This is a genomic window from Clostridium senegalense JC122, from assembly GCF_000285575.1.
GTDB lineage: Bacteria > Bacillota > Clostridia > Clostridiales > Clostridiaceae > Clostridium_J > Clostridium_J senegalense.
In genome coordinates this window covers 1-17,551 of record NZ_HE611052.1, presented here as the reverse complement: position 1 = coordinate 17,551, position 17,551 = coordinate 1, and the positions used below count along the sequence as shown (strand labels likewise).

Here is a 17,551-nt window from a genome sequence, read left to right as displayed (position 1 = left end):
TTATTAAATTTACTAATAGGAATGGTGTAATTATACCTTATATAGAGATTAAGTTTATAAACAAAGATGGTAAATGGGAAATTCCCATAACATCCATAACTATTGGTCCTAAAACTAATATAGAACTTGCTCAAAAGGGTCTTGAAAGATTATTAGAATTACATCAATTGTACCTAGATAGTAAAGGGGAAAAAGAAGATATAACTATAGTAAAATCTCAAATACCATATCGTTAATATTATTAATTTTAAAGAGCTACCATATTAAAAATATTTTATTATGGTAGCTCTTTTAAAATTTATTTCCATATATGGTACTTATTAAGAAAAGATAATGTATAATATAGGTTATATAGCATATTTTATTAGTGTATTAATCTTATACATATGATTGCAACACTACAGCATTTTATAATAAGTTTTAATATGGAGTGAGGAAACATGGAAGAATGGTTTACAATTGAAAGTATAGATGACAATACATACTCAATAAGTGAGTATGGGCATTGGGAAAAGGTACATTCATATTTGCTAATAGGGAAGGAATATGCACTTTTAATTGACACTGGATTAGGTATAGGAAATATAAAAAAAGAAGTTGATAAATTGACTAATTTACCTATTATAGTTATTACAACTCATGTGCACTGGGATCATATAGGAGGGCATAAATTCTTTAATCATATTTATGTTCATAAACAGGATGCAGAATGGCTAAGTAAGGGCATTCCTATTCCTAATAGTGTAGTTTGTAAAAATATAATGATGGAGCCTTTTATTAAAAATCCACCAATAGATTTTAAAATAGAAGATTATAAAGTTTACATTGGTAATCCAACTAAAATAATAGAAGATAATTATATTATAGATATTGGTTCAAGAAAACTTAGGGTTATACATACTCCGGGACATTCGCCAGGTCATATTTGCTTATTCGAAGAAGAAAAAGGGTATTTATATACAGGCGATTTAATATATAAAGGAACTTTATATGCGTTTTATCCAAGTACAGATCCTCAATTGTTTAAAAAATCAATTGATAAGATAAGTAACTTAAAGGGGATAGTGAAAATATTACCTTCTCACAATGAGTTAAATATAAATGTAAATTTAGTTGAAAAAATTAAACATGGATTTAAAGAAATTGAAGATAATGGTCAATTAAATCAAGGAAGTGGCTTATTTGATTTTGGTGACTTCAAAATAAAAATATAGCAAGATAAATTTAAATTTTAAAAATAAATATTAAATATATTAAATAATTCATAACAGTGTTATTTTTAAAGATATACTAAATTTATAATATATAACTTAAAAACTGCCTAAAATAGAATGAAACTTCTATTTTAGGCAGTTTTTATAAGGTTCTAAGTTGACTTTTTAAATTATTATTTCTCTAATAACTCATCATAAGGCCAGTTTTTTTGACCATCTTTAAGGATGAATAATCTTCCTTCGTCAATTCCTTTTTCTTTTAGATATCCATAAGTTCTTTCAGCACCACCAGCGCCACCAGGACAAACTATAACAATTGGATCCTTAGATTCATTAAGCTTGTCTAAAACTTTATCAAGTTTTGCTTTATCTTCATCAGTTTTCACTGGATAAGCATGTGTAGGAATTACACCTTTTATGTGGTGTTCGTTAAATTCTTCTTCAACTTGTATATCTAACATTACAACTTTATCGTTGTTTTCTATGGCTTTTTTTAACTCTTCAGCAGTGTAATATTTAAATTCACTTTTATTTTCATCTTCTTTTTTGTCTTCTTTTTGTTCACTACTTTGATTAGTAGCTGCATTATTTTTACTTTCATTTTTAGTGTTGTCTGCTCCACATCCAGCAAGTGTAACCGATGTAGCAACAAGTAACGCTAACATTAAACTAGCAGTTTTTTTCATAATATTCCCTCCTGTATAGAAAAATTTACATCTTTACAAACAATGAAAAATTTGTAAATTCAAATTACATTATACTATAATTTGATGAAATATACATATATGAAATACAAATAGAAATATAGATAACTATTTGTATTTCATATACTGCTATTGTTAAATATTTATTTAGTTATATTTATTTTTCTTATCAGTTAAGAAAAATAAGTACAACTATAGTTAGTTAAAAATTAAAATATAGTAATAAATTTAAGTTGAGATTCATACTAATGCAATATGAATTTAAAATTGTAAAAACAAAACTAAGGTGTAAAGTGGGGGAACAATAATGGCAGTTGATACTATTAAAAATGACAAGTGTTTAACTTTAAAAGATATAGCAAGTTGGGTTAAAAGTAAGGAGTGCCAGTATTATTTTGTAGAAGATATTATAGATTATAAGAGTACAAGTCCTATTACTAATAAAGAATATAATAAGCTTATAGAACTATTTAAATCATATTCAGATAAAAATATAAAAGATATAAAAAATTAAAACTTATAGAAAAAGATATACTCAGTGAAGAGGAATTTATCGATACTTTAAAAGAATATAAGATTTTAAAAAAATATATAGATACTATAGAATTAGAAGATATAAATTCAATTTTTAATAATAAAAATTTTAATATAAAAACTATAAAATATAGTTTAAATTCAATCCAAAATCAATTATTGTTTTTTAATAATAATGGCTTTGAAACTTTAGTTAGTCAATATGAAAAAGATAAAAATTTGCAAGTTAAATTAAATGATTTTTATACAAATTCAATGAAACTTTTAAAAAAATTAGCATTTTTTAATAAAAGAATTTATGCTATGAATATCTATGTTCCTAAAGATATAGAAATATTGGACTTTAAAAAAGAGTTAAATGAAATATATAAGGACATAAAAGAAAATGGTAAGCTGACATTAAGGTGTAAGATGAAAAATATAGCTATTTTCAATTTAATAAAAAGATGTAGAATAAACAAATGTAAAATAGAAACTGTAAATCACTATTTAGTAATGTATAATTATATGAAAATGAAATCAATAGAGAAAAAACTTATTAATTATTGGAATGAAAACTGTAATGAGTTCTTTTTAGAAAAATTAATGAAATAAATATAAGTAAATTATTGTTTATAGAAAATAAGTTACAGCAAATAAAAAATATTATAGATTTTGAAGATAGTTATAAATCACAAATTTTAAAAGAATTTGCTAAAGATAATTTAAGAGAATTTTCTATATATAACATAGATAATATAAAAGATTTATATAATTTAGTTTTAATAAAAGATAGAGAATCTACATTGAAAAATTTAAAAAGAAAAATAGTAAAAACAACTAGAATGTTTTCTGATATAAGTATTTTAAAAGAGTTCTATACATGTGTTTATAATTATAATTATGAAGGTATAAGAAAAATCTATATCATAATAGAAGATAATCTAAAAAAATATGAAGATATTATTATTATGGAGGAAATACTATCTAAAATAAAATCAACACTTCCAATGTTTTATGCAAATTTAATATCAAGAAAAAGTGAATACTTCAATTTGGATTATGAAGAATTATTTGAGTATGTGAAATACAAATCGTTATTAAGTGGAAATTTAAAAAATAAGAATATTAGATGTAATACAGTTAGTAAGGAAAATTATAAACAATGCTCTTAACATAAAAATGATATAGGATAAAAATCTCAAATTTAAATTTATTTAATAAATTTAAATTGGTTTAGAGAAGTTTTTATTATTTAGTTATCCAAGTTTTTAAATGAATAAACTTATAAGTTAGGTTGAAATTTTATATACATGATTGATTAAAATTAAAGTCAATCATGTATTTTTTATTTTTAAAATTAGAAAATATTATATAAAATTTAAAAATAATAAAAAATAAACAGTTTAATTAGCATAAATGTCGAAAATTGATATATTTTAACAATAATGATATAATAAATGCAAATTTATAGATTTTATACTATATTTTTAAAATTAAGATTACTTATCTATAAAATATAGATATGAGGTGTTATTTATGGGTAAAAGTACAAAAAAAGTATTGTCTTTTGTAGGATTAACATATGTAATTACAATTATATTTTTTATAATACTTCAAGGAATTGGTGGAAATGCAAATTCAAAAACTTTGAATTTAATAGGATTATCAATGACTTTTCCTCTTATTTCAATTATTATTGTGGAAAAATTTATATTTAAAGATACTTTAAAAAGTTTTATTAAGGTTTCTTTAAAATTTAATATTTGGTTTTTGATTGGAATATTAATACCAGTGGTGATGGGATTAACTATTAACATAGTTAGCATTATTAAGTTTAATGCTATTATTTTTTCACAAAAGGAATTTGTATTTAATGTAATAATAGGATTATCAATTGCATCCCTTTCAGCCTACATAGAAGAATTAGCATGGAGAGGATTTTTATATAATAATCTAAAGTTTTTAGGAATATTTAAGTTGTCATTATTAATAGGATTCATATGGGCTTTATGGCATACTCCTGTTACAATTTTGTATAAATATCCTAGTAATCCTATTATAGGAGTAGTTATTAATTTTCTACAAATGTTTATTATATCTATAATTATTACATATATTAGGAAAAAATCTAAATCTGTATTTGCAGCTGCTCTAATACATGGAATGTTTAATACTATGATTTTGTCAAGTAACATGGATGATTTCAAAATTGTGCTAATAAAGATTTTTTTAGGTATTTTAATTATAACTGCATTAACTATATATGAATTTTATAAAAAAAGTGTTAATTTAATTAATTATAAAATATAAGTTTTCAAATTAAATTTATACATCAAAATTTTGTTATCAGTTAAGAAAAAATAAGTACAACTATAGTTAGTTAACAGTTAAGAATTAAGAGTTATAAGTTTATTTATCAACATATAATAAACAATTGATAAATTAAAATGGAATAAAAATGTAGTTTTATATTAAGTTTATGTTAAAAAATAATTAATATATTTAAAAAATAAAATATCGTATTATACTAAAATTGTATGTTACAAAATAATACAATATAGTACAAAGTTTTTAAATGTAGGGAGATAGATAAAATGTTCAATTTAAACCCAAAGGAAGAAAAGTTTTATAAGATGTTTTGTGAGCAATCAACAAATGTATACAATTCAGCTTTAGTTTTAGGTGAGGCTATAAATGATTTGAAAAACAAAGAAAATGTAGCTAAGAAACTAGAAAAGTTAGAAGAAGAAGGTGAAGATATTCTGTCTAAAGTAATTAAAGAACTTAACACAGCATTTATAACTCCAATAGACAGAGAAGATATTTATGCTATAAGTAAATCTTTAGAAAGTATTACAGATTTAATTGGTGGAACTATGCATAGATTTACAATGTTTGATATAAACGAATCTAATGTACAAGCTGAAAATTTATGTAGTATGATTGTTAATGTTACAAAAGAAATTATGGAATTAATGAATGAAATGAAATTATTAGATAAAAAAAATAATATATCTTCAAAAGTTAAAAATATAAAAAATATAGAATTAAACGGCGATAAGTTATTTAGAAAAACTGTAGCAGATCTATTTAAAAATGAAAAAGATGTCCTTACAATTATAAAGTGGAAAGAAATATATCAAATGTTAGAGGATACACTAGATAGTTGTGAAAATGTAGCAAATATAGTTGAAGGGGTTGTCATGAAACATGCATAGTACATTTTTAATAACTGCAGTAATAGTTGTGCTGGTAATAATATTTGATTTTATTAATGGATTTCATGACACAGCTACAGCAGTAGCAACTTCAATCTCAACAAGAGCACTATCTCCTAAAGTGGCGATTTTATTATGTGCAGTATTCAACTTTATAGGAGCCTTTATGGGAACGGCAGTTGCTAAAACAGTAGGTGATAATATTGTAAGTCATAATGCCATACCACAATGGGTTATTATGATAGTTTTAATAGCAGCTATTGCATGGAATCTTTTAACTTGGTATTTTGCAATACCAAGCAGTTCTTCACATGCCCTTATAGGAGCCTTAGTTGGTGGAGGAATTGCTTATACATATACACTGGATGTAGTTAATTGGTATAATCTTTTTCATAGTGTAATTTTATGGTTATTTTTATCTCCAGTTATAGGTTTTGTTGCAGGATATATAATAATGGTATTATTGAATTGGATTTTAAAACCATTTAAAGTACAGGTTGTAAATAAATTTTTCAAAAAACTTCAAATTGTAGCAGCATCTTTTATGGCACTAAACCATGGAGGAAATGATGCACAAAAATCTATGGGAATGATAACGATGGCCTTATTAAGTGGTGGATTTATAAGTGAATTTAAAGTACCTACATGGGTTATAGCTAGTTGTGCGTTATCAATGGCTCTAGGAACTTCCGTAGGTGGTAAAAAAATAATAAAAACTATGGGAAGTGGAATGGCAAAGCTTAGCCCAGTAAATGGTTTTGCAGCTCAAACAGGAGCGGCAACAGTAATATTAGGAGCTACTTTATTCCATGCTCCAGTAAGTACAACTCATATAATTTCAACAACTATTATGGGTGTTGGAGCATCTAAAAATCTAAAATCTGTAAAATGGTCTGTTGCTCAAAATATAGTATGGACATGGGTTTTAACTATACCTGTTACTGCTTTATTTTCAGCTATACTTGTATTAATAGCTAAATTATTTGTATAAAAGAAATCCTAAAATGTGAATTTAATAAAGCATTTTAGGATTTTTTTATATAAATTAATATAATTATATACAGATTACTAATTTATTTAAAATATCTTATATGATATAATATTTTAAGTATATGAAAAAAATGCCAAGTAAAGCATATCAGTTAATTAAATTGTAAAAGTTGTAAGAGTTATAGGTTAATTTGGTTTTATACATAGAGGTGTAAGCTCTAATTATAATTTATACATGAAAAATTTTCACTTAATTTATGTATAGGTTAAAATTCTAGAGAAACTATAGTATGTTTATGTACAAGCTTTTAAAAATTAGGGGAAAATAATTTTTATGGAGGGCGAATAAGTGGCAAAAGAAAATTGGATTAACAAGAAAAGTATGAGAAAGCGAATTTTAGTTATAATAGGAATTTCAATAACTCTATTCATATATTTATTTATAAGGTTAGTATATGTAATGATAATCAAAGGTGATAACTATAAAAATCAGGCAGTTATACAATGGAACAACAATGTTACAGTAAGTGCTAAAAGAGGAAGCATATTAGATAGAGAAGGAAATGAACTAGCAGTAAGTGTAGATGTATATAGGGTTGATGTAGATTTAAAATCACTTAGAGAATCTTTAGAAAGAGAAAATATGAAGATGACAGAAGTTTCTTCTGCTGTTGCAGGTATATTAGGTATGGACAAAGATGAAGTTAATAAAATGATGACAGCTAAATTACCTAATGGAGACCCGGTAAACAATATAATTTTAAAAAGAAGAATAGAAAAAGAAATAGCAGATAAAATTCAAGATTATCAAAAGAAAAATGGTCTTATAGGATTTATAATATCTCCAGATACTAAAAGATATTATACAAATAATAATTTTGCATCACATGTATTAGGGCATACTAATTCAGATGGTGAAGGATTAACTGGTGTTGAATTATACTATAATAAGTATTTATCTGGTGTTCCAGGAATAAAAATTGATGAACTTGATGCTTTTGATGAAAATATTCCATATGAAACAGTAGATTACACACAACCGGTAGATGGCAGAGATGTTATATTAACATTAGATGAAAATATTCAACTTTTCACAGAAAAGGCTGCACAAAAAGCGTTAGATGATAATAGTGCAAAAGCAGTTTCAATTATAGTAATGAATCCTAATACTGGAGAAATTTTAGGAATGTCAAATAAACCAGATTATAACCCTAATGCTCCTTGGGATGGAGATTTAAATAGTGAAGAGCTTCAACAACTTTGGAGAAATAGGGCAGTAAATGATGCCTTTGAACCAGGATCTATATTTAAGGTTATAACTTCTATAGCAGCACTAGAAACCGGAACAGCACACCCTGGTGATGTTTTTCAATGTAATGGAAGTTTAACAATAGATAATGAAACAATACATTGTTGGGATAGAAATGGTCATGGACCTCTTACTTTTGAACAAATTATGGAACAATCTTGTAATGTTGGGTTCATGGAACTTGGAGCAAAAATGGGTAAGGAAACCTTATATAAGTATATAGAACAGTTTGGCTTTGGTAAAAAGACAGGAATAGATCTTCCAGGTGAAGCAATAGGAATTGTAAAAACTCCTGAGCAAATAAGTAATGTGGATCTTGCCACAATTTCTTTTGGACAAACTAATACAGTTACTATAATGCAATTTATGCAAGCATTTAACTCCATAGTTAATGGTGGAAAGCTTATAACACCACATGTTATGAAAGAGATAGCTCATTATGATGAGTCTGGAAATAAAATAGTAGACCAAAATTATAAAGCAACAGTTACAGATAATGGTGTTAAAAAAGAAAGCTTAGATGAAATAAAAAACAACTTGAATCTACAGTTGAAGCTAATGGTGGAACAAGTGCATATGTAAAAGAATATAAGACTGGTGGTAAAACTGGAACTGCTGAGAAAGCTGGGAACGGTGGATATGCTGCTGGAAAATATGTTTCATCATATGTTGGCATGATGCCAGTAGATGATCCACAAGTAACAATTTTAATTTCTGTAGATGAGCCAGATTCATCAGCATATTATGCTAGTCAAACAGCAGCTCCAATAGGTAAAATGTTGTTTGAAGAGCTTGGTAATTATTTAGCTTTAAATCCTAGTTATTCATCTAATAAAGCTGGTACAGGTAAAGATGTAATAGTTCCAGAGGGTAGAGGATTAAAACAATCAGAAGGAATAGATTTAATAAAAGCAAGTGGACTAAATTACAAATTAGATGGTGAAGGTGAGTATATTACAGATATATTACCAAAGCCAGGTCACACTTTAAGTGAAGGAACTGAAATAATTGTTAAATTAGGAAAGCTAAACAATGTTGATAAAATGGTTGAAGTACCAAATTTAGCTAATTATAGTGAGACAGAAACAAATGAAATATTAAATAAGTTGGGATTAAAAGGTGAATTTGAAGGTACAGGAATTGTAAAATCTCAAAATATAGCTAAGGGAAAAGTTGTTAATAAAGGTACAGTTATAAAGTGTACTTTAGAAAAATAAATATGGATTTTAAATCCTTAACAGAATAAATTAAAACTGGTATTTAAGATGATATACTTCACCTTAAGTATCAGTTTTTTAAGATTGAAAAATTATGGAGGTTATTATGGAGAAAATTTTACTTGTAGAAGATGATAGTTCAATAATTTTAGGAATAAAATATTCATTAGAGCAGGAAGGCTTTTATGTGGATATTGCAAAGACTTTAAACATTGCTAGAAATTTTATAAAGGATAATAACTATAGTCTATTGCTTTTAGATATAAATTTGCCTGATGGAAATGGTTATGATTTTTGCAATGAAATTAGGGAAAATAGCGATGTAGGTATTATTTTTTTAACTGCTTGTGATGAAGAAGTTAATATCGTAATGGGATTAGATATTGGTGGAGATGATTATATTACAAAACCTTTTAGAGTAAGAGAACTTATTTCAAGAATTAATGCAGTTATAAGAAGGAAAAAGAAATTAATCAATTATGAAGAAAAGAAGATTTTAAAATTTGATGATTTAAAAATAGATACTTTAGCTATGAAGGTTTTAAAAAAGGTGAAGAAATCATTTTAACATCATCAGAGTATAAACTTTTACTCTTATTTATAAATAACTTTGATATAACTCTTACAAGAGAAGTTATATTAGATAAATTATGGGATGATTCAGGTGAGTTTGTAAACGATAATACTTTAAGTGTTTATATTAAAAGACTAAGAAGTAAAATAGAGGATGATCCTTCTAATCCTAAATATATTATAACTATTAGGGGACTAGGTTATAAGTGGAAATGTAGAAGGAGTGAAGATTAATAAATGAGTAAAATTTTAAAAAATCCAGAGGTAAAGAAAATTTTAACTTTATTTTTAATAGTATTTTTAATATCTACAGTTTTTGCTACAATCATAGCTATATATTTTTGTAATGCTATGAAAAAAGAAGTTATAAATTATAAATCAGCACTTGTAGGAGCTATTTCTGATAAATATCCTATGGAGAAAGAAACAATAGTAAAATTAACTATCTCTGATAATAAAAAAGATAAAATTCATGTTTTAAAAGGAACGAGTTTGCTAAAACAATATGGTTATTATAATGATATGAACTTTGAAAATGAACCTATAGTAAAACATACATTTAAAAATTATATGTTTTTTACCATGGCTTTAATTTTTACAATATTCATGTTGTTTCTAATTATCATAATCATAATACTAAAAATTTATTATAAAGAAATATATTTAGGTATAAATTTTACTGAAAGCATAATAAAGGGAAATTATAATTATAATTTAGATTCCTATAGTGATGGAGATATTGGTATTTTAAAAAGTAATATTGTTAAAATGACCTCCATTTTAAAGGAACATTTAGATAAAGAAAAAAGAATAAAAGTGTTTTTAAGTGACACTATGGCAGACATATCTCATCAATTAAAAACACCAATGACATCACTTATAATGTTTAATGAGCTTATGATTAACCCTAAAATGGATTGGAATATAAGAAAAGAGTTTTTAGAAAATAGTGAAATTCAGCTTAAAAGAATGGAATGGCTTATAAAGAGTTTATTAAAACTTTCAAGATTAGATGCAGGTGTAGTTAAATTTAAAAAGAAAAATAAATATTAAAAATTTAATAAGTGAAGTTAAATCTTCATTATGGTCTTTTATAAAGGAAAAAATATAGAAATTATTTTAAATGGAAATGAAGATTCTTATTATATAGGGGATACACAATGGTCTATAGAAGCCTTTACTAATATAATGAAAAATTCTGTAGAGCATACTCCCAAAGATGGAACTATAATTATAAATTATGAGGAAAACAACCTTTATTCTGAAATTAAAATAAAGGATAACGGTATTGGAATTAGTAAAAAAGATTTACATAACATATTTAAAAGATTTTATAAAAGTAGCAATATTAATAAGAGTGATAGTGTTGGAATAGGGCTTGCCCTTTCTAAAACTATAATAGAAAATCAGAATGGTTCTATATATGTAAAAAGTCATGAAGGCAAAGGTGCAGAATTTATTATAAGCTTTCTAAAATAGTTTATAAAGATTAGTGACTAATTTGTCACTATAATATTCACTATAAAGTAATCTTAAAGGATTACACTTAATAATGTAAGTTGAAAAAATAACTTATTAAGTTTTAGAAAGGGTGTTGTAAAAATGGAAATACTTAAAGCTAGAAATTTATCAAAAATATATGGAGATAATAATAAAGTATATGCATTAAAAAATGTTAATTTTTCTGTAAATAAAGGGGAGTTTGTTGCCATAATAGGTGCTAGTGGTTCTGGAAAATTAACATTATTGCATTTATTAGGAGGAGTAGACAAGCCAACTGAAGGAAAAGTTTTTGTTGAAGATGTAAATTTAGGTTCGTTAAAAGAAAAGAAATTAGCAGTCTTTAGAAGAAGAAATTTAGGAATCATATTTCAATTCTACAACCTAATTCCTGTATTGACAGCAAAGGAAAATATAACACTTCCAGCAGAATTAGATGGCAAAAAAATAGATAAAGAGTATCTTGAAGACATATTAAATACATTAGGACTTAAAGAGCGAGAAAATCATCTTCCAAATCAACTATCAGGAGGACAACAACAAAGAGTAGCTATAGGTAGAGCACTTATAAACAAACCTTCTGTAATTTTAGCTGATGAACCTACTGGTAACTTAGATAGTAAAAGTACGAAGGAAATAATGGAGCTTTTAAAATTAACAGTTAAAAAGTATAATACATCATTAATACTTATAACCCATGATTTAAATGTTGCATCTCAGTCAGATAGAATAGTTAGAATAGAAGATGGAATATTAAGTGAAGATGAGGTGATATAGTTATGGGCTTTTACTTATCACTGACAATGAAATATATTAAAAAAAATAAGAAAAGAACTATAGTAACTATTATAGGAATAATACTTTCAGCAGCATTACTTTCAGGAATAGGAACAATAGCTGTAAGTATGCAAGAAACTATGACAAGAGATGTTATTAATGACAATGGAGATTACTATGGTATATTCAAAAATCTAAAAGGAGATAAAGTTAATGTTCTAAAAAATCATGTAAAAGTTGAAAAGGAACTAATATGGAATACCTCTTATATAGGCGAAGTTCCTAATGAAAAAGGAAAAAGTATTGTTATAAACAAAGTAAATAAGTTTAATGAAACATTACAACCGTATAATGTAAAAGAAGGAGAATTTCCTAAAAAAGAAGACGAAATAGCAATCACTAATAAAGCTTTAAAAGTGTTAGGCAATAAAAAAATAGGAGATAGTATAACTTTAGATGTATTAAATGAAAATAAAAAATTAGAAAATAGAACTTTTAAAATTGTAGGGCTATTAGATAGTGTAGTAATAGAAAGTAGAAGTAATAATGTGTTTATGGCATTAAGTAATTTAAACAACGTTGATAATTCTACAAATTATGATGTATATGTAAAGCTAAAAAGTAACAGAAATATAAGAGCAGAATTCGAAAGTATTGCAAAGGATTTAAATATAGAAAAGATTGATGGTAAATTACCTATTGAGTATAATGATGGATTACTAGATTGTTATGGTCAAAGTGATTCAGAAAATTTAAACGGTGTATTATTAACTATGTCAATAATAATTGGATCTTTAGTATTAATTGCAACAATAGCTACTGTTTATAATTCTTTTTCAATATCAATAGTAGAGAGAAAAAAATTGTTTTCAACATTGGCTTCAGTAGGTGCAACAAAATCACAAATTAAAAAAATGGTTTTTGCAGAAGGAATACTTATGAGCTTAATTGGAATACCAATAGGGATTTTCTTTGGAACTATAACATTAAATTTACTTTTTAAACTTATGAATTATTTTTTAAAAGATTCAATGATAGGGTCATTAAATTTACAAACTGTTATAAGTGGTAAAATTATTTTAATAAGCTTTGTAGTTGTATTTATTACAGTGTTAATCTCTGCTTTAGCTCCTGCACAGAAGGCATCAAAGGTCTCTATAATAGATGGAATTAGAGGAAATACAGACTATAAATTTAAAAAAGTAAAATCAGGCAAATTAATAAAACTTGTTTTAGGTGTAGAAGGACAATTTGCATATAAAAATTTAAAGAGAAATAAAAGAAAATATAGAGTTACTATTGCATCTTTAGTATTTAGTATAATATTATTCTTAACTTTTAATGGAATGTTAAGTAATTTTACTACTGCTTTTGACTCAATGTATTCTTTAACTAATTATGATTTTTTTATACCTATATATGATAATTTAAAAGATGATGTTAAAGATAAAATTTGCAAAGTAGATGGAAGTGAACGTGTTTCAAATTTAAAACTTTTAAGTTGCAATTCAATTATAAAATTATCAGACCTTACAGATGAAGCTAAGGAGTTAGTTGAAAAGGAGGAAAATGTAAATTTAGGTGCTAGTTATATGTCTGTTGGGGATAAAGAATTTGATATAATTAATAAAAAATTAATTGATGGAAATTTTGATGAAGAAGAAGCTTTAAAAGATAATGGTGCTATTTTAGTTTTCACAAATAAGATTATAGATAATGGGAAAATATCAGATATTGAAATGTTCAATTTAAAAGTTGGAGATTATATAACTTTAACTAAAAAGAATAAAAATGTATCAGTAAAAGTTAAAATAGTAGCTCGTACGAATGAGATTCCAACTGGTGTGGAGAATGCTTTAAAAGGACCTATACTTATAACTTCTGATAAAGTTTTTGACAGTGTATTAAATGAAGTTAAAAAACAAGATAGTACTGTGGAGTTTAATAGTTCAATAAATATAAAGTCATCAAACCCAAAAGAAACAAAAACACAGTTAGAAAAAATATCACAGGAATATTTAAGCTTTAATATAATTGATTTAACAAGTGAAAAAGAATATATGTATAGAAGTAAGGTTGGTATAATGATATTTTTAAATGGATTTATAGCAGTGGTAACACTTATAGGTGTATCTAACATAATAAATACAATACAAACTAATATTGCTCTTAGAAAAAGAGAATTTGCTATGATACAATCCATTGGTATAACACCGCAGGGGTTAAATAAAATGCTATATTTAGAGAGTATATATTATGGTGTTATGTCTCTTATAATAGCCATACCTATAGGGTTACTTTTATGCTATGGCATTCAAAAATCAATGAGTATGCTAGTAAATATCAAGTTTGTATTTCCATATACATCAATAATAATTTCTATAATAGGAATATTCTTTATAGTTCTTATAGCTGGATATTTTCCAATTTCAAAATTGAAAAAAGAAAATATAATAGAAAATATAAGATTAGAAAATGTATAAAATATAAATTAACTAAGCCACCTTCTCAAAATTTTGTGAAAAGGTGGCTTTAAACTTTTAAAAAAGCTAAAACAAATATAGGGAAACAAGCTCCAATTCAATAACCTTAAAATATTTTACACAAGATGCAGTGTTGAATTCTAAGTGATTTTGAGCATGTCTCGCTATTTTAGGTATTTAAGTTTTTGAATGGATAATTTGGAAAGTCAACTTGAACTCTATAAAATATAGTAAAAGTAGTAACATTATATATAAAAGTTAATAATTGTATATATAATGTTGTAAATATATTATATAATGAGTAGTATTAAGGAAAAATAAAATTTAGAGGAGGACTTAATGGTTAAAAAAAGATATGAAACTAAAATACCAATTATAATTATGATTATATTATTTGCTATAGTTGGATTTTTTTCTGGAGCTAAATTAAGCGTTTTTCAAATACCAATAATTCTTAGATTATGCTTAGTAGTGATTTTCACTTCTATATCTATGATATTTAATATAATAATTCATGAAATAGGACATATAGTATTAGGAGTAATAAGTGGATATGAGTTTAAAGAGCTAAAAGTACTATCATTTACTATTTTAAAAGATGATAATGGTAAATTAAGAATAAAAAAGATACAAAATTAAAAGGTACTGCTTATGGTGGACAAGCTGTTTTAAATATAAATAGTAAAAACTTTCATAAAAACTCCATGATAAAGATGTTTTTAGGTGGTGGGCTTTTTAATTTAATATTTTCAATTATAACTTTAATTTTAATCTTTATTATAAATAATCCATACACTAATATATTATTTGCTTTAAATTCAGTTGTAGGAATTATGTTATTTATACTTAATTTAGTAATTTACAAATCAAAGTATATGTTAAATGACGGTTATTGGATATATTCTTTAGTTAAAGATAATGAAGCAGTAGATTTATTACTTTTAGAATATTTAATAAAGGAAGGGGTAGAACCTAATAAATTAGATGATAAATATTTAAATACTAATAAAGAAAAGGCTTCAAAATATTGCTCTGTTGCCTTAGAGTATTATAGATATCTTAAAGCTATACATAATTTAGATATGGAAAGTGGAAAAGAAAAATTAAAACTATAATAGAATTTGATAGTGAATATGATATAACACCACTTACAGGAACAATGTTTACCTACACACATGATATATTCTTTTATTATGCAGTAATAGAAGATAATATAGAAAAAGCAAAAGAATATTATGATAACAACAAAAGTTTTATAGAAAATAGCAAAGCTATAACAAAAGCAAGAGCATTAGCTACCTATGAAGCAAAAATAAATAAAGATACAGAAAAAGCTAAACTAGTATTTAAAGAAGAGTTTGAAAAAATAAAAATAATGAAGATAAGGGTCTAATTACCTTTGAAGAGGAATTTACAAATAAAATGTTATTTTAAATAAAATAATGAATTTTACCAGCAAAATATTCATTAAAAACTTGTAATGCTTTGAAATTACTGAGTTTAAAAGGTGTTTTGCTGGTTTGCTTTAAAAAATAAAAATCACTGGTAAAAAAACAATAAAACCTAGCAAAATCAATAGTTTGGATGTATAATGAAAAATAAAGAATGGCTATTTTTCAATGGTTGAACCTTAACATAAGATGTATTTAAATAAAAAAGAATATGAAGATATTAATATTGAAATTTTAAAGTTGAACCTTAACATAAGATGTATTTAAATTTAAAAAAAGAATGATCTGCATTATTTTCAAATGTGTTGAACCTTAACATAAGATGTATTTAAATTTCTCTTTTCTTTACCAGTCTTTTGTTCTCTTATATGTTGAACCTTAACATAAGATGTATTTAAATAGGATATACTAACTTCTTATATAGAAAAAGGGCAGTAGTTGAACCTTAACATAAGATGTATTTAAATGTAAGTTCTGCATTTTCTCTAAGTTCTCTATTTTTTAGTTGAACCTTAACATAAGATGTATTTAAATAATTGCTATGGATAAAATGATACCCGAACTTGAAAGTTGAACCTTAACATAAGATGTATTTAAATCTTAGTGTAAATACTTCTTTAACTAAATCCGACGGGTTGAACCTTAACATAAGATGTATTTAAATGGATTAAGTAAAGAAAATTTAGGTGAAGAAGTAAAAAGTTGAACCTTAACATAAGATGTATTTAAATTTAGGATAATAGAATTTGAAGGTCATAAAGCTATTTATGTTGAACCTTAACATAAGATGTATTTAAATGGATATATTACATCTTGAGAGATAAAAGATTCCCGTTGAACCTTAACATAAGATGTATTTAAATAATTGTACCGTTATTAAATGGTTTGTAATAGCTATAGTTGAACCTTAACATAAGATGTATTTAAATCTTTGTAACTCTGTACTTGCTTTAGGATAAATAAGTTGAACCTTAACATAAGATGTATTTAAATTCTATAGTTAACTGATCTATTTTAACTGGATATAAGTTGAACCTTAACATAAGATGTATTTAAATTTTGTAACTTTCATGAATCTAGCGTAGTTACCTACCATTGAATCTTAACGTTAAATGGATTGAAGGTTCATTTTTTTAGAATCATGTAATGGCAAATATTTAATAAAAGTACTAGTGATTTGTTTATTTTATATATAACTAGCCACAAATGAACCTATCCATCTTGTTATGGCATAGAGATTTTTAATCATTGTCCGTTTAAAAGTTTTGATTTAGATTTAAAACTTCTCATTGATAAACGGATAAGTTTTAGAATTACAATCTTATGGCTGGTGCATTAACAAAAATCATAACCTAAAAGTTCTTTCTCTAATTTATCAAAATCATATTTCCTTTGATGAAAATTATTAAATGTATCTTTGTTAGAAGATGAGTTTTTATAGTGCTTTTGCATTATCTTTTTACCGTTAATTTTCCAATTTTTAAGAATACCTTCAACATAGCAAAGTCTAACATTTCCTTTGCTAATTGCTTCTTCCATAGCATCTATAACAGTAAATGTGTCATTATCATCTACAAGCCTATCTAAAGTTAAAATTGC

The 17,551-nt window shown here is 25.1% G+C and carries 16 protein-coding genes, 3 pseudogenes and 1 CRISPR repeat array; of the genes and pseudogenes, 17 read left to right on the top strand and 2 right to left on the bottom strand.

Going from position 1 to position 17,551, the window contains the following annotated elements; translation table 11 throughout:
• A pseudogene (locus CSGHG_RS23605) lies at nt 1-236 on the top strand (hypothetical protein); the annotation flags it as partial.
• A gap of 204 nt (nt 237-440) precedes the next feature.
• Nucleotides 441-1,214 carry an MBL fold metallo-hydrolase gene (locus tag CSGHG_RS11755; RefSeq protein WP_010295499.1) on the top strand — a complete coding sequence of 258 codons (774 nt, stop codon included), beginning with the start codon at nt 441-443 and terminating at the stop codon, nt 1,212-1,214.
• 173 nt (nt 1,215-1,387) lie between these two features.
• On the opposite strand, the gene CSGHG_RS11750 is transcribed toward CSGHG_RS11755, so the two are convergent.
• Nucleotides 1,388-1,900, bottom strand: a complete 513-nt coding sequence (locus tag CSGHG_RS11750) for a rhodanese-like domain-containing protein (protein WP_010295497.1) — start codon at nt 1,898-1,900, stop codon at nt 1,388-1,390.
• 325 nt (nt 1,901-2,225) lie between these two features.
• Between CSGHG_RS11750 and CSGHG_RS11745 the strand changes: the two genes are divergently transcribed.
• From CSGHG_RS11745 to CSGHG_RS11675, 15 genes and pseudogenes are all read left to right on the top strand, one after another.
• Nucleotides 2,226-2,432 carry a hypothetical protein gene (locus CSGHG_RS11745; protein WP_010295495.1) on the top strand — a complete coding sequence of 69 codons (207 nt, stop codon included), beginning with the start codon at nt 2,226-2,228 and terminating at the stop codon, nt 2,430-2,432.
• Nucleotides 2,433-2,611: 179 nt separating this feature from the next.
• On the top strand, nt 2,612-3,046 hold the full coding sequence (locus CSGHG_RS11740) for a hypothetical protein (RefSeq protein ID WP_010295493.1): 435 nt from the start codon (nt 2,612-2,614) through the stop codon (nt 3,044-3,046).
• Between the two features lie 14 nt (nt 3,047-3,060).
• Nucleotides 3,061-3,606 (top strand): hypothetical protein, encoded by a 546-nt coding sequence (locus tag CSGHG_RS11735; protein WP_010295492.1) that lies wholly within the window; start codon nt 3,061-3,063, stop codon nt 3,604-3,606.
• Between the two features lie 364 nt (nt 3,607-3,970).
• A complete protein-coding gene (locus CSGHG_RS11730; protein WP_010295489.1) occupies nt 3,971-4,744 on the top strand; it encodes a CPBP family intramembrane glutamic endopeptidase in 774 nt (257 codons plus the stop codon).
• Between the two features lie 284 nt (nt 4,745-5,028).
• Complete coding sequence (locus CSGHG_RS11725) at nt 5,029-5,652, top strand: DUF47 domain-containing protein (RefSeq protein ID WP_010295487.1); 624 nt, start codon at nt 5,029-5,031, stop codon at nt 5,650-5,652.
• Nucleotides 5,645-6,643: an inorganic phosphate transporter gene (locus CSGHG_RS11720; protein ID WP_010295484.1), complete on the top strand. Its 999-nt coding sequence runs from the start codon at nt 5,645-5,647 to the stop codon at nt 6,641-6,643. The genes CSGHG_RS11725 and CSGHG_RS11720 overlap by 8 nt, the downstream gene beginning before the upstream one ends.
• A gap of 348 nt (nt 6,644-6,991) precedes the next feature.
• A pseudogene (locus CSGHG_RS11715) lies at nt 6,992-9,168 on the top strand (stage V sporulation protein D).
• A gap of 106 nt (nt 9,169-9,274) precedes the next feature.
• A pseudogene (locus CSGHG_RS20630) lies at nt 9,275-9,975 on the top strand (response regulator transcription factor).
• A 3-nt stretch (nt 9,976-9,978) separates the two neighbouring features.
• On the top strand, nt 9,979-10,794 hold the full coding sequence (locus CSGHG_RS20625) for a sensor histidine kinase (RefSeq protein WP_010295474.1): 816 nt from the start codon (nt 9,979-9,981) through the stop codon (nt 10,792-10,794).
• Between the two features lie 30 nt (nt 10,795-10,824).
• Nucleotides 10,825-11,220, top strand: coding sequence for a sensor histidine kinase (locus CSGHG_RS22725; RefSeq protein ID WP_010295472.1), 396 nt, complete (start codon nt 10,825-10,827; stop codon nt 11,218-11,220).
• 123 nt (nt 11,221-11,343) lie between these two features.
• Nucleotides 11,344-12,018, top strand: coding sequence for an ABC transporter ATP-binding protein (locus CSGHG_RS11695; protein WP_010295470.1), 675 nt, complete (start codon nt 11,344-11,346; stop codon nt 12,016-12,018).
• Nucleotides 12,019-12,044: 26 nt separating this feature from the next.
• Nucleotides 12,045-14,501, top strand: coding sequence for an ABC transporter permease (locus CSGHG_RS11690; RefSeq protein ID WP_162130916.1), 2,457 nt, complete (start codon nt 12,045-12,047; stop codon nt 14,499-14,501).
• A gap of 339 nt (nt 14,502-14,840) precedes the next feature.
• A complete protein-coding gene (locus CSGHG_RS11685; RefSeq protein WP_010295465.1) occupies nt 14,841-15,140 on the top strand; it encodes a hypothetical protein in 300 nt (99 codons plus the stop codon).
• Between the two features lie 65 nt (nt 15,141-15,205).
• Nucleotides 15,206-15,616, top strand: a complete 411-nt coding sequence (locus CSGHG_RS11680) for a hypothetical protein (RefSeq protein ID WP_010295462.1) — start codon at nt 15,206-15,208, stop codon at nt 15,614-15,616.
• Nucleotides 15,617-15,660: 44 nt separating this feature from the next.
• Nucleotides 15,661-15,894: a hypothetical protein gene (locus tag CSGHG_RS11675; RefSeq protein ID WP_010295459.1), complete on the top strand. Its 234-nt coding sequence runs from the start codon at nt 15,661-15,663 to the stop codon at nt 15,892-15,894.
• A gap of 229 nt (nt 15,895-16,123) precedes the next feature.
• A CRISPR array of direct repeats spans nt 16,124-17,010; the repeat unit is 30 nt; unit sequence GTTGAACCTTAACATAAGATGTATTTAAAT.
• A 277-nt stretch (nt 17,011-17,287) separates the two neighbouring features.
• Here CSGHG_RS11675 and CSGHG_RS20620 read toward each other — a convergent pair.
• The coding region (locus CSGHG_RS20620) for a DnaD domain protein (protein WP_010295456.1) at nt 17,288-17,551 on the bottom strand (264 nt) is incomplete at its 5' end.

Bases quoted from the DNA above. Each gene is read 5' to 3' on its own strand.
- CSGHG_RS11755 (WP_010295499.1), top strand. From the start codon at position 441: ATGGAAGAATGGTTTACAATTGAAAGTATAGATGACAATACATACTCA.
- CSGHG_RS11750 (WP_010295497.1), bottom strand. From the start codon at position 1,900: ATGAAAAAAACTGCTAGTTTAATGTTAGCGTTACTTGTTGCTACATCG.
- CSGHG_RS11745 (WP_010295495.1), top strand. From the start codon at position 2,226: ATGGCAGTTGATACTATTAAAAATGACAAGTGTTTAACTTTAAAAGAT.
- CSGHG_RS11730 (WP_010295489.1), top strand. From the start codon at position 3,971: ATGGGTAAAAGTACAAAAAAAGTATTGTCTTTTGTAGGATTAACATAT.
- CSGHG_RS11725 (WP_010295487.1), top strand. From the start codon at position 5,029: ATGTTCAATTTAAACCCAAAGGAAGAAAAGTTTTATAAGATGTTTTGT.
- CSGHG_RS11720 (WP_010295484.1), top strand. From the start codon at position 5,645: ATGCATAGTACATTTTTAATAACTGCAGTAATAGTTGTGCTGGTAATA.
- CSGHG_RS20625 (WP_010295474.1), top strand. From the start codon at position 9,979: ATGAGTAAAATTTTAAAAAATCCAGAGGTAAAGAAAATTTTAACTTTA.
- CSGHG_RS22725 (WP_010295472.1), top strand. From the start codon at position 10,825: ATGGTCTTTTATAAAGGAAAAAATATAGAAATTATTTTAAATGGAAAT.
- CSGHG_RS11695 (WP_010295470.1), top strand. From the start codon at position 11,344: ATGGAAATACTTAAAGCTAGAAATTTATCAAAAATATATGGAGATAAT.
- CSGHG_RS11690 (WP_162130916.1), top strand. From the start codon at position 12,045: ATGAAATATATTAAAAAAAATAAGAAAAGAACTATAGTAACTATTATA.
- CSGHG_RS11685 (WP_010295465.1), top strand. From the start codon at position 14,841: ATGGTTAAAAAAAGATATGAAACTAAAATACCAATTATAATTATGATT.
- CSGHG_RS11680 (WP_010295462.1), top strand. From the start codon at position 15,206: ATGATAAAGATGTTTTTAGGTGGTGGGCTTTTTAATTTAATATTTTCA.
- CSGHG_RS11675 (WP_010295459.1), top strand. From the start codon at position 15,661: ATGTTTACCTACACACATGATATATTCTTTTATTATGCAGTAATAGAA.